A 12,580-nucleotide genomic window follows, 5' to 3' on the forward strand; every position below is an offset into this window, starting at 1 on the left:
TGGTGGTCTCGTGTTCGCCCCCGCTCATCGGGGGCGAACACGTCATACTCACTGAGAAAGTCAAAGTCGAGGTATTCGAAGAGCGGAAGCGTCTCGACTGCCACGAGATTAAAGAACTCGTCTATCCAAGGCTCATCTTGCAGGGTCGCTGAACTCATTCCACCTCAGCGTTCACCCTGCTCTTAGGTATGCTAACTGTTCTATGACACCCTCTATGAATCCAACTAGGGAACAATTCTCAGGTCATCCAACAATTCGATTCGGTAGCGGTACCGAACCGCTTGTCATTCTTCCCGGACTTAGCGACGCGTTAGAGGGGGGTGACACGCCGAAAATAACACGGGTCCTTCTCGAACGGTACTACATGCGACCATTTGCTGACGACTTTGACGTGTATGTCGTCAAGCGTCCACGTGACATGCCGGACGGCATCACGACCCGAGAGATGGCAAGTAATTATGGGGATGTTCTCGCCGAGATCGGGCCTGCGAATGTGCTCGGACTCTCAATGGGCGGATTGATTGCACAGTATCTAGGCATCAAGCACGCTGAACACGTGCGAAACCTCGTTATCGCAATTGCCGGTCCGCAATTGAGCGAACGTGGCCGCGAAATCGTATCCGGCTGGCTCGCCGCCGGACGTGACGGGGATTGGGCAGACGTGTACGTTGGAAGCATCGAAACGACGTACTCCGCCGGGACGAAACGCGCTGCGTACGGTGCACTACTCAAAATTCCGGGGATTATCAAAGAACCACCGTACCCGAATGATTTCATCACCTCGGCACAGGCCTGTCTCGACCATGACGCCACAGGCGAACTCGATATGACCGAACCGGAAACACTCGTCATCGGCGGTTCCGAAGATCAACTTTTCGATGCTGAGGACCTCCAGGCGATGGGAACAACAATCCCGAACGCACGGACACATCTCATCGAAAACACTGGGCATGGTGCCTTCGAGGAACGCAGACGCGAATTCTGCTCCACGATCACGTCGTTCCTCTTTGAACAACGGTCAGCGTAACCTGTCCCGTAGCGAGTACGTTCGGTATATGTGTGACGTCACAGTACTACTGATTACCTGACTCAACCCGAATTGGTCGCAACAAACGAAATCGAGTGCTGAACTCATCCTCTGTGTCGATCACTCCGTTTATAACAAATATCCGCCATTTCATTCAGTGTGTGCTGAACTCAGGGCGCGAATGTCGCACGAGATCCAGGTGAATTTGTGAAGGTGACGATCGCTCAGCACAACCCCTCTACACATCAAGTCACCTAATACGTTCATCTTCATATCGATGACTTTCGAAATGACACCAGCCAAAACTTCCCGTTTGCGATCTTCATACTACTAATGTCGTGCATATTATCAGGAACAAGATCGATTGGTGGGTCGGCAACGCGGGTTGCACGCTCAGGAATCAGTCGTACAACAATCTGCGGTAAGTTGATGAATTCAGAAGTCTCGTCAGCAATATATAATTTAGCGTCAGGCTTTGCAACCCGAATCATCTCGTCGATAGCCGCTTGTTTGTCGTTGAAAAAATTGAATCCGCCGACATGAAACACTACATCGAAGCGTTCGCTTTGGAACGGGAGCGCCTCGGCGTTTCCCTGCACAAGCCCAACATCGATGTCCCACTTTCTTAGGTTCTTCTGGCATTTGTTCAACATGCCGTAGGAGATGTCGTTTCCAAAAAAGTGCCCGTCCATACCATGTCGAGCTAAATTTCGGAATTGTTGTCCCGTTCCGACAGCCGTCTCAAGCACACGATCACCCGATTCTATCGTTATGATTTCGGCGAGCTCATCTAACCACTGCTGTAATCTCGACAATGGAAGGGCATACATCAAATCATATGCGTAACTAAACCAATCGTAGCCGATTTGTTGTTTCCGATTGTTCCCGAAAACATCGTCTTTCCGGAGAATAACCGGTATTCCGTTCCTGATTTCGAACCGCTCTTCTGTAATCGGATCGATCATCACATCATCTTCAAGAATTAGCGAATTTCCAGTAGTCGGATTCCGCAATAGAGTGAGTATTTCACGTTGTTTGGTTTGAACGGTCTCGGGGTCACCCTCACTAACCATGCCAATTTGTACCATTCGAGAACGATTAGCTGTTGTGTAGATTCCTGCTTCTTTTGAACCCGACCTAGGCTTTACCTCCTACAATCCGTAATCCATTGTATGGGGACAAGCGAAGAACAACGAACCAAACAGGCTGAACAGCTTCGGTTACTCCGGAATCCGTACACAGGCAATACAGTATTTCGTGACGATGGCGTATTGATTGATTCGGAGTCGGGAGAGCAGTTTCCGATCCGTGATGGAATTCCAGTGCTGCTCCGTGAGGAGGACGTGGTCGGTATCAACCGACGGATGCAATGGACGTTCGATTTACAGAGTTATATCTATGATTTGTCGAGATCAAGGATACTGTCCGGTCTCGAAGCCGGGCGATCGGAATACTCCGAACAGTTGGATGTGAACCCCGGGGACCGTGTACTCGAAAGCTGTGTGGGGACGGGACTGCAGCTTCGAAACCTCCAGGAAAACGGAAAGGAAGCTGACTACTTTGGAGTGGATATCTCGTATGGAATGTTGAAAAAATGCCAGAAGAACGCTCGAAAATGGAGGATGAACGTCGGACTGGTTCAGGGGAATGCAGAACAACTTCCCTATGCGGACGATACCTTTGATGTTGTGTTCGAGTTCGGAGGGATTCTGTTTGTGCCAGAAAAAGTTGAGGCCACGCTTCAGGAAATGATTCGGGTCACCAAACCTAGTGGACAAGTTGCGTTTGTGACGCCGACAGCAAAATTACTCGACGCTAACCTCTTTGTGAAAGCCGGCCTAAAGTGGTTTGGGATACCAGCGGAACCCGGGCCCTGGGAATCCGCATTGGAGGTCGTCCCAAACATTGCAACGAACAAATTCCAGAAGGATATCTGGAACGGAAAACTGAGCGTGATCTCGTTTCAAAAACCAGAAAAATGAGTGATAGAATGAACACCTTCCCTGTGACCATCTCATCTCTTGCTGGCGATCCAATCGAGGACCGTCGGGCTGAGTTCGTCGAGCGCAAGGGCCCCGGTCACCCTGACACTATCTGTGATGGAATCGCTGAAGCCGTATCGCGGGAACTCTGTCGAGAATACCAGGCAGAATTTGACCGCGTCCTTCACCACAACACGGATAGCGTCCTGTTGATTGCAGGTGACTCGACGCCTGAGTTCGGCGGCGGATCACTCGATTCGCCCATCCGGATCATTCTCGGCGGGCAGGCGACGGCGGAAGTCGAAGACACGACAATTCCGATCAACGAGATCGCCGAACAGGCGGCCCGCGGGTATATAGAGACGCATTTCGAGGACTTACCCAGCGGCTACGTCGATATCTGGCCGCATCTGGGACCGACCTCCGTGGATCTCCAGGATCTGTTCGATCGCGGTGACGTGTTGGCGAACGACACGAGCATCGCCGTTGGCTATGCGCCGCTCTCGGAGACCGAAGCGATCGTCAAAACGCTAGAGCCGAGAATCTGGCAGGAGATTGACGCTGCAGGCAAGGACGTCAAGCTAATGGGCGTCCGAACGAATGATCAACTCCACCTCATTATTGCAACCGCGATCCGTTCGTCACAGGTTTCATCGGTTGAGGAGTACCTCGATGTGAAGGCACAGATTCGAGACCTCGCACTGGGGCATGCACGAAACCACACGAATCGAGAGGTCCGTGTCGATGTGAACACTGCCGATAATCCGGATGAGGGAATCGTGTACATCACCGAAACGGGGCTATCCGCGGAGGACGGGGACGATGGTGGCGTCGGTCGCGGAAACCGGGTTACGGGATTGATCACGCCCCATCGCCACATGAGTATGGAGGCGACGGCTGGAAAGAATCCGATCTCACACGTCGGGAAACTCTACAACGTGCTCGCAAAACGGACGGCGGAACGAATCGCCACCGAAACCAGTGCGGATTTTGCGAGCGTTCACATGGTCTCCGAGATCGGCATGCCGATCGCAGCCCCCGACGCTGTTGATGTCGAAACAACAACCTCAGATCACAGCGAGGTAGAGGCCATCGTGCGATCTGAGGCGGGGAGGATCGATGAGATCACGGAGGGTATCATCGCAGGCGATGTTGAGCTGTTCTGATGCTCCCTAATACTGGTCGGTATCTGGACAACTCCTGATTATCGTCTCATCGTCATCGAGTTAGTGCTGGATATGTGCGTTACATTGTATCCTGCACGATCCTTCCAACAACCTCTGAACCCGGTGGGTAGTTCTCACTTGTCAGAATCGGTTACCGAGGGCAACCTCTGGACAATATGTATCTTTGATTTAATCAGTTCGCCGTCCGTATCTCTGCTATCGGTTTCTGCCAGCAGAGGAGACTATTTTGGTATTGGTGAATGTGGGGTATTTTTTCCACGTAATGCTTGCAACCACGAGTGTGCTCAGCGCAGGAAGAACCATCGTGGCACCTCCTCGCGGTACTTTTCATACTCCTCGCCGTGCTTTTCGAGCAGGTGCGGTTCCTCGTATCCAATGGCCCGGTTGTGAAACCCGATCCACATACCCGCTCCCCACCAGAGGATCGCAACCGACCGACGTAGAAGCGCTTGGCCGAGGATCACCAGGAGGACCCCAATGTACATCGGGTTGCGGGAATGGGCGTAGATCCCGCCGGTGACGAGATGTTTGGGCTCGTCAGTTGGCGATGGCGTCCCCTCCCCTTCGGAGACAAATTGGAAAGACGTGTATACATAGAGCAGGATGCCTGAGACGAGAGACAGAATTCCAAGGCCACGGGCCAGATGCTCGTTGAGTGGAAGTTCGGGGTGCTTTCGCCACCTTGCGAGTAACTGCGGGACGGCCACTGCAACGATGCCAGGGACAAGGATGGTGAAGACAATAGTCTTCAGATAGGTCGAAATTGACCCCATGCACATGTAAACGGATGAAAATGCTATAAAGGTTCGAGTGGTGGGGTTTCTTTGCTATCATCACAACAATGCACGTCATACTCGGTCGATCCATCTGCAGCGGGTTGTCGGAAACCTGGAGAGTGGCCATACAATGAAGGGTGGAAAGGACGTACTTCACAGCATTCTGAAGAGGAAATTGTGGGAATATTTCGGTCGCTTCACACTGCTCCATATCCTTTTGTATGTCGTGTTCGCGTCGATTTTCGTAACGCTCGCTCCATTGATCCCCGTCGAACATCGCGTCGCGTTCGATGTCGTCGAACCGTATTCCTTAGAGACGGCGTACATCCTTGGCCAGCTACTCCGTGGGGGTGTACTGGCGCTCATCCTGTATCCGTTCTACGACGTGTTCGTTCGAAACGAACGCGGTTGGATAGTGCTGTTCGGCGCGTTGTGGGGGATCGCCGTAATCGGGACGGTCGAACCGCAACCTGGATCGATCGAAGGCCTGATCTATACCCTGACGACCGCCACCGAACACACAATTATCCTCACGATTAGTGCGATCCAAGTGTTCGTGTTCTCGGTGGTATTGGTTCACTGGGAACGACGAAATCGGGGAGTCAGCTCATATTCTCAAGGAGGTGAGACCGATGATGGATGATGGTCTCCGGGGTTTCGTCATTCGGTTTACCGTGCTCCACGTCGTCACGTACTGGGTCGTGGGAATGATGTTTTTTCAGTTACAACCAGGGTACGAAGAGGCGCTGGCAGTTATCGAAACGTTCGAGCACTGGCGAGACCTGGAGGATATCACCATGGTGGCAGCCGTCTTTTTCGGTCAGTTCGTTCGCGGTGCCTTGCTTGCTGTCTTCTTGTATCCGTTTTACACGCGGTTCGTACACGCGCGATCTGGGTGGCTGTTGCTCTTTGGTCTCCTCTATGGATTGACATTCCTCGGATCACCAGTCTTCTTCCCCGAAACCGTCCAGGTGATACTGGACGGATCACTGCGCGACCTTCTCCGCTCTCTCGAAATCGGAGTTCCTGAAGTCACCGTGCAGATGCTGGTCTTCTCCTGGCTCCTCTGGCGGTGGGAACGCAGAGTGATTTCGAACCACTGTGAGATGGACTCGTGAATCACCTACATGTATAGATCCAGTTCAGTTTTAAACATGATATTGGTAATTTTTGAAGGAAAGGATCCAAGACAGCGGATTTCGGCCGGTTTCCTCCTTCTGATAATCGCACTTGGAGTACTCGTCGTACAACCTGCTGGCCCGGAAGTGTCTGCGTTCCTTGCCGGGATCAATCTCCTGTTGAGCGCCCTCTTTCTCGTGACTGTCGGGCGGGGGATACGACGGGTGAACCAGCCTACGTCACTTCCTAGTACTTTGCCATGTAGAGGAACGTCTAGTTCATTAAGAGCTTCTACGACCTGTTTTCGAGCGCTCAAACAAGGCCCAACAAAGCCATAACGGTACAACGAATCAATCGGAGTTATATCTAAAGGAGAGAACCGACATTCTGAATCGTCTCAACCGTGTATCTCGGCTATCCTCATGCTCACGAACTGGATTCGAACACATCGCCTCGTTTCGTTTTTTCTTCTTACCTACGCAATCTCCTGGAGCCTCAACGGTGTCGTCATCGCTCTTCAAATGGAACCGTCGTGGACACGATGGATCCTCAGTGGCTTTCTCAGTGCTTCCGGACCAGCGATCGCCGCCGCTATCGTGGTTCACGTCAGTGACGACGATCTTCGAGTGTGGGCGCGTGGCATCGTTCACTGGCGCGTTCATCCGAAGTGGTACGTGGCCGCGATCGGAATCCCTGCTGCGATTGCGCTGAGTGCCGGAGCCATAGCCGCGTTACTCGGTGGCCCGATCGATTTCGGTGCGTTCTCGCCTAACCTACTCACGCTCGCGTTCGGGATTCTCCTGGGGACGTTCATCGGCGGCGGCCAAGAAGAAATCGGCTGGCGTGGGTTCGCCCAGCCAGAACTCCAGCAGCGCTACGGTGGGCTCGTCGCGGCCATCGTGATCGGCGTCCTCTGGGGTGGCTGGCACCTTCCGTTGTTTTTCGATCCGACAGCTCCACATGCCCAATGGCCGCTCGCGTCACAGCTTTCGTATTTCGTTGGCATCATTGGGTTCTCGGTACTTCTCGCCTGGGTCTACAACGGCTCGGGTGGAAGCATCCTGCTGGTCATGATCATGCACGGGAGTGAGAACGCCCTGGGTGCGCTCGTCCCACTCGACGTGGATCTCGTCATCGTAGACGGCGTCCCGGACTGGGGACTGCTCGTGTCACTCAACGTCTCTCACGTAGCGGTGACATGGGTGTTCGCGCTGGTTGTACTCATGGTCGTTGGAACCGGATTACGTGCTACGAGACTGTCAGCAGCCGGTGCTACCGGTACAACACGGCAGGACGAACGAGTGTGATCGTCTCTACGGTACTCACGTCGAGAAGATGCCGTCCAGCCAGTCAAACGTAATCTGTTGCCCTCGCGTCCAGTTGTCCATCTGAACGTGATCGTCGGAGCCGTCCGCTTCGAGCGTGAAGACGTAGAGATCCTTCTCGTCAGCCGAAACGCCATCGATGAACGCCTCCGTCTGCATGATCATCTCGTCACCTTCGTCCTCACCGACGAGCGCCAGGGTCGGGCACGTGATTTCGCCGAGGTCGTCCTCGATCACCATGTCCGAACCGATCGGTTCGTCAGTTTTCAGCCACTCCGAGATGGTCATCTCCGGCTCTCCGAAGGAGTAGAAGCCGTACTCGACGTACGCCTTCGCCAGCGGTGACTTGTCGAGTCGTCGTTCGACGAGCCGTTCGAGAAGCGGCCCGGGAACTCTACCGACGAGCGGATTGACGAGCCCCGACTGGATCTGCGGCACGTCGATCATCGGACTGTTTGCAATCAACGCGTCTACCCGGTCGTCGTGGATTGCGACACGTGGTGCTACGTACCCGCCGAAGCTGTAGCCAGCCATCGCAATTCTGCCATCGACCCCAGGAAGGTCTTCGACGTAGTCGAGGATCTCCGCGAACGGCACCTCGTAGTCGGGGCGTTTGACGCAGTCGTCATAGAGCAGAACCGCTCCGCGGTGACCCGGGTAGTCGATCGTGAAGTAGTTGTAGCCTCGACGAACCGCCGCGGGGCCGGTGAACACCGTGAGCGCTTCGAGCAACTCGTCGTTCCCACCGACGGCCACCATCGTGGGTCGTTCTTGGTTATCGTCGGCCGGTCGCCAGTAGTACGCTGGAAGCTTCCAGTCATCGACCTGAACCTCGTGCACTTCGATGGGGGGATCAAACAGCGGACACGCTCGCTGGAAACACTCCTGGCTCTTTTCCCACAGCTCGAAAAAACGGGGGTGAGATGGAGAGCAACCGTGTTCTGCGGCTCCATAATAATTCTGTGCCCGGAGGAATAATTCTCGGGCGCTGATTTCGTGACTCTCGTCGAGTGCGTCCTCGGCATCCTGTTCGAGACGTTCCGCGAGGGTGGCCCATTCCGAGATCCAGCTCTCGACGTCGCGTTCGTTGATTCGTCGAGCAGCAGAAAGACACTCACCGATCTCCGCACCCTTCTCGGTCATCTGCGCCAGTGTTCGAAGGAACGTCCAGTCCGTCTCGTGGTCGTCGAAGACGCCGAAGCCTTTCGTCGCTCGCGCTGTTCCAAAGGTTCGCTCAGACATTACAAAGCCTGTCACCACACCGAGTAGCATAAACCGACTCCACGATGGAAACTCCGTGATCCCTTATCCCATCATACAGATGTACGATCCCAATGAGGTTTCCCAACTTGATAACGTGTAATGAGGGTCTCCGTAGACGTTGAGTCGAGTTGCATTTCTCCTCGTATTCGTCGCTCCGCCAACGATTATTTGTGCCATATGAGCGGTAGATTACGGATCTAGTATCCTCTATTTTATAAATATCTGCGTTACCCGGATTGTACTACTGGCTCTGCTGTTCGGATACTGGAATCTCGTACAGTTCCTGTTATCCTCGTACGAGGTTCTCCAATTCGACGCTGAACAGAATCACCGCGATTTGCTCCCACTTGGCGCACCCGTCCGCGCCGTCCGGCGCAGCAGGTACGTCCGGATCGTCAACGTGCTGTTTGGCAAGGTTTCGACACATCTGCGCTAGCAGTCTGAGCGATTCCATATCGCCAGACGGCGTCGATTTCTGGGTGAATTTGACGGAACCTTCCTGAGAGGCGTCTTAAGTTGCCGTCAATCGGCGGCAAAACAAGGCATGTTATCTCCATCGAATCGACGTGACAAATAATGATTGGGCCACGCGCGACGGTTGGTCAGGCGAGTATTCGTTTCCGCTAGTCGCTGGCGATCGGGATGCAACACACCGGAACGTCGGCGTGGCGGACCACGTTCTCCGTGACACTGCCGAGGAGTTGCCGCTCGATTCCGGAGCGACCGTGCGTTCCCATGACGATGAGATCGATTTCGTTGTCCTCGGCGTAGTCCAGGATGACGCGCACGGCCGGGCCGTTCGCGACCGTTCCGGTCACGCTGATCCCGGCCGCTCTCGCTCGTTCCCGAATCGTCTCGAGCGCGGTACGCCCCTCCTCTTTTAGTCCAGTCAGTATCGCGCTCGGCTCTGCACCCCCCGTGAATCGACTCTTGTCGGCCGAAAAGAGGACGTGACACATTGCGTCGTACGCGTTGGCGAGGCCGATCCCCCATTCGACAGCGACTGTCGCGCCCTCACTGCCGTCCGTCGGCAGCAGGACATTCTCGACCGCGTCTGGCGTGAGTGCCGAGTCGCTCGCTTCCGGCGGCACCGCGAGCACCGGAACCGTCACCGTGCGGAGCACGTGTTCGGTAACGCTTCCGAGCAGGACCCGGTCGAGGCCGGTCCACCCTTTCGTACCCATTGTGATGGCGTCGATATCCGCCTCCTCAGCGTACTCTCCGATAACTCGATGGGGTGTTCCGCGTTCGATCGCCGTCGTGATTTCGAGTTCCGGGTGACGATCGTGAACCACGTCTGCGACGGTCTCGACGGCCGACTCCGCTTCGGCTTCGATCGACGCTTTCTGCTCGTCGTCAATATCCGATGCAGACGCCGCGTCGAGTTCCGCTTCGTCGACGACCGAGAGCACGTGGACGTCGGCCCCGAACGAGCCAGCCAGGTCGATGCCCCGTTCCGCGCCGACGAGCGCGCCATCGCTGCCGTCGGTCGGAATCAGTATCGTCTCGAGCAGGTCGTTCCTCGTTGTCATTGACGAGAGTACGCCTTCAGACCGGATAGTAATAGGCGGGACCGGTACGTTCGACTGACCATTTCGGTCGCCGCAGGGTTCGTCCTGGTGGCCCGATCGCGGACTCCCGACTCACCACCGATTGTCCCGAGCGGTCGAAGCCGGGTGTGCCGGCTCCGACCGTCCCCACGCAGTTATTCGTCGTGGAGTGGAAACGACCCATATGACATTCGCTGTGCCGTTCGACGGAACGGAACTGGCGGAAGCCGCCCTCGTCAGGGCCGTCGAGTACGGGAACGCGCTCGACGAGCCCGTCGCCGCGGTAACCGTGGTCCCTGAACGAAAACGATACGCGAGAGAGAAGGGCTGGATCGACGATGAAGACGAGTCGTTCGACGTCGAGGCGGTCATCGAACGACTCCGCGACCGAGTACACGCGTTGGCGCCATCGGCGACCTTCGAGTACGAACGCATCCGCGAGTTTCCCCCCGAAGAGCGGATCGCCGACCTCGTCGAACGGCTGGCCCTGCGACACGACCCGAGCGTCGTGTTCCTCGGAAGCGACAACGTGGGCCGCGTCGTCACGCCGCTGACGAGCGTCGGCGTCCACGTCGCCGCAGAGCGATCCTACGACGTGTTCATTGTTCGCCAGCTGTCGCCTCCCGGAGTCGACGCGGTGGAGGCCCACACGGAGTTCTATCGAGAGGATGAGGCGACGGGGTGATCGAACCTCGGAACACCGACGCTCCCCAACGTACCGGAACCGTCTGGGTTCTCGACCGGTGCGCCGCCTCCGTTTCGCAGCTGGTGTCGTCGTCGTCGGGGCTCGGATACACCGTCGTGTCGAAACCGGACGTGCATACCTCGGCAAATATGCTGCTCACTCCGTGTTCGCTCCCCGTTACCAACGAATCGATCGAATAGTCCGCGGTTCGATCAGAGCGTCTTCTCGTAGACGTACTCCTCGACTCCCGTTTTCAGGTCGCTTTCCTAGGTTCCGACCCGCTCGAAGCCGGCCGATTCGTAGAACGAGACGCCAACCTCGTTGTCCGCGAGGACAGCGAGGTACAGCCGATCGTACGCTTCCTCAAGGCGACCCTCGACGCGCTCGAGCAGCGCCGTACCGCTTCCGTTTCCCCACCGGTCGGGACAAACGTAGATCCGGTTCAGCGACGCGACCGCGGGCCGGTCACGGTGTGGACCGGCGTGTGCGAAGCCGACGAGTTCGCCCGCGTCTTCGGCGACCAGGAAGACAGCGTCTTCGCGGTCACGAGCCTCGGCGATCGACGCCCTGAGTTCGTCGATCGCGTACCAGCGGTCGATCGTCTCCGCGACGGTCTCGCTCCCGAGGATCGAATCGTGGGCGGCGTGCCAGCTCTCGCGAGCGATTTCGCGGACCGCCGTCGCGTCGTCCGAGACTGCAGATCGAACGTTCGGAGACACATCGCTCCGTACGTCGACTCGACAGTTAATCGCTTCTCCGTTCGAACGAGGGGTGGTTTTTGAACAGTAGGCGAAATGTGGGACGGATCCGTTTGACGATACTGGAACCGCCGCCCGGCCATCCAGCCCGAAGTCTCGAAGTGATCGACATATTCGGCACGTCACGAACAGGCGCCGCTTCCGAATTGCCGCTGTTACTGGAGTATTTCGTTTCTATCGACGGAACAGAACTGGGGCTTTATTCGGTTCGTTCGCCTAACGTGTGTATGGGCGAACAGGAACGTGCGGCCGCCGATCGAGCGGTGGACGACCTGGAGGCGTCGGTGGTGGATTCCCGGAGAGTCCCCGACGCCGAACGACGCCGGGTGTTGATTGCGGTTGGTGGTTCAGGCGCCGTCTTCCTCGCCGGCTGTTTGAACGAGGACGACGCGGCAACGTACGAGGTCGTGTTCGTCGACGGAGACGAGACGTTTGACGTCGACGTCGAGGAAGACGAAGAGCTGTTGTATCCGGCGCTCGACGCCGGCGTAGATATCCCGTACACCTGTGAAGCGGGGACGCGCGGCCAGTGTACGGCGAAGTACGACGGCAATGCCGACGAGGTGGTCACACACGAGGGCAACGAGTACCTCGACGACGATCAGATCGCGGACGGCTGGGTGCTGACCTGCGTCGCATACGCCAGAGCCGATTCCGAACTCGAGGTCGCCCATCCGGACGACGCCTGACTAATCGGGTGGTCTCGATTCCCGAGTCGCCGCGATAGGAAACGTTGTCCACGTTCGTCCTGTCTGCCGAGCGGACGTGGCGACACAACTCTGCGGGACCGGGACGGCTAGCGGAGGCACTTCGAGTTCCCCTGACTCATTCCCACATAGCCTTTGTCAGCGCGCTTCGGGTTCTGGCCACTCGTCCAAGCGCACAAAACGCCTTACGTCGAAACTGTA

Annotated in this window: 13 protein-coding genes and 2 pseudogenes; 8 read left to right on the forward strand and 7 right to left on the reverse strand. The window is 56.2% G+C overall.

The genetic code is table 11. From position 1 onward, the window contains the following. A pseudogene (locus tag EA472_RS12605) lies at positions 1–158 on the reverse strand (IS5/IS1182 family transposase); the annotation flags it as partial. Between the two features lie 44 nt (positions 159–202). Between EA472_RS12605 and EA472_RS12610 the strand changes: the two are divergent. Beyond that, positions 203–1,027, forward strand: coding sequence for an alpha/beta fold hydrolase (locus EA472_RS12610; RefSeq protein ID WP_124191875.1), 825 nt, complete (start codon positions 203–205; stop codon positions 1,025–1,027). Between the two features lie 269 nt (positions 1,028–1,296). Here EA472_RS12610 and EA472_RS12615 read toward each other — a convergent pair whose 3' ends face one another. After that, positions 1,297–2,100, reverse strand: coding sequence for a class I SAM-dependent methyltransferase (locus tag EA472_RS12615; RefSeq protein ID WP_165874884.1), 804 nt, complete (start codon positions 2,098–2,100; stop codon positions 1,297–1,299). Between the two features lie 99 nt (positions 2,101–2,199). Here EA472_RS12615 and EA472_RS12620 point away from each other — a divergent pair, with 99 nt between their 5' ends. After that, positions 2,200–3,009: a methyltransferase domain-containing protein gene (locus EA472_RS12620; protein ID WP_124191877.1), complete on the forward strand. Its 810-nt coding sequence runs from the start codon at positions 2,200–2,202 to the stop codon at positions 3,007–3,009. An 8-nt stretch (positions 3,010–3,017) separates the two neighbouring features. Beyond that, positions 3,018–4,175 carry a methionine adenosyltransferase gene (locus EA472_RS12625; protein ID WP_124191878.1) on the forward strand — a complete coding sequence of 386 codons (1,158 nt, stop codon included), beginning with the start codon at positions 3,018–3,020 and terminating at the stop codon, positions 4,173–4,175. Positions 4,176–4,480: 305 nt separating this feature from the next. On the opposite strand, the gene EA472_RS12630 is transcribed toward EA472_RS12625, so the two are convergent. Then, positions 4,481–4,969 (reverse strand): methyltransferase family protein, encoded by a 489-nt coding sequence (locus tag EA472_RS12630; protein ID WP_124191879.1) that lies wholly within the window; start codon positions 4,967–4,969, stop codon positions 4,481–4,483. 133 nt (positions 4,970–5,102) lie between these two features. Here EA472_RS12630 and EA472_RS12635 point away from each other — a divergent pair, with 133 nt between their 5' ends. From EA472_RS12635 to EA472_RS12645, 3 genes are all read left to right on the forward strand, one after another. After that, positions 5,103–5,615: a hypothetical protein gene (locus tag EA472_RS12635; RefSeq protein ID WP_124191880.1), complete on the forward strand. Its 513-nt coding sequence runs from the start codon at positions 5,103–5,105 to the stop codon at positions 5,613–5,615. Next, positions 5,605–6,090: a hypothetical protein gene (locus tag EA472_RS12640; RefSeq protein ID WP_124191881.1), complete on the forward strand. Its 486-nt coding sequence runs from the start codon at positions 5,605–5,607 to the stop codon at positions 6,088–6,090. Before EA472_RS12635 ends, EA472_RS12640 begins: the two co-directional genes overlap by 11 nt. A 423-nt stretch (positions 6,091–6,513) precedes the next feature. Then, a complete protein-coding gene (locus EA472_RS12645) occupies positions 6,514–7,398 on the forward strand; it encodes a CPBP family intramembrane glutamic endopeptidase (protein ID WP_124191882.1) in 885 nt (294 codons plus the stop codon). Between the two features lie 15 nt (positions 7,399–7,413). Here EA472_RS12645 and EA472_RS12650 read toward each other — a convergent pair whose 3' ends face one another. From EA472_RS12650 to EA472_RS12660, 3 genes and pseudogenes are all read right to left on the reverse strand, one after another. Continuing rightward, positions 7,414–8,658, reverse strand: a complete 1,245-nt coding sequence (locus tag EA472_RS12650; protein WP_165874885.1) for an alpha/beta hydrolase — start codon at positions 8,656–8,658, stop codon at positions 7,414–7,416. Between the two features lie 313 nt (positions 8,659–8,971). After that, positions 8,972–9,133, reverse strand: a pseudogene (locus EA472_RS12655) (IS5/IS1182 family transposase); the annotation flags it as partial. A 169-nt stretch (positions 9,134–9,302) separates the two neighbouring features. Continuing rightward, positions 9,303–10,211 (reverse strand): universal stress protein, encoded by a 909-nt coding sequence (locus EA472_RS12660; protein ID WP_124191884.1) that lies wholly within the window; start codon positions 10,209–10,211, stop codon positions 9,303–9,305. A 202-nt stretch (positions 10,212–10,413) separates the two neighbouring features. Between EA472_RS12660 and EA472_RS12665 the strand changes: the two genes are divergently transcribed. Next, positions 10,414–10,914 carry a universal stress protein gene (locus EA472_RS12665; RefSeq protein ID WP_124191885.1) on the forward strand — a complete coding sequence of 167 codons (501 nt, stop codon included), beginning with the start codon at positions 10,414–10,416 and terminating at the stop codon, positions 10,912–10,914. Between the two features lie 266 nt (positions 10,915–11,180). On the opposite strand, the gene EA472_RS12670 is transcribed toward EA472_RS12665, so the two are convergent. After that, on the reverse strand, positions 11,181–11,633 hold the full coding sequence (locus EA472_RS12670) for a GNAT family N-acetyltransferase (protein ID WP_124191886.1): 453 nt from the start codon (positions 11,631–11,633) through the stop codon (positions 11,181–11,183). Between the two features lie 266 nt (positions 11,634–11,899). Here EA472_RS12670 and EA472_RS12675 point away from each other — a divergent pair, with 266 nt between their 5' ends. Next, the gene (locus EA472_RS12675) at positions 11,900–12,361 is read left to right on the forward strand and encodes a 2Fe-2S iron-sulfur cluster-binding protein (RefSeq protein ID WP_124191887.1); all 462 of its coding nucleotides are present in this window, start codon (positions 11,900–11,902) and stop codon (positions 12,359–12,361) included. The last annotated feature ends 219 nt before the right edge of the window (positions 12,362–12,580 follow it).

This window comes from Natrarchaeobius oligotrophus (assembly GCF_003841465.1).
Taxonomy (GTDB): Archaea; Halobacteriota; Halobacteria; order Halobacteriales; family Natrialbaceae; genus Natrarchaeobius; species Natrarchaeobius oligotrophus.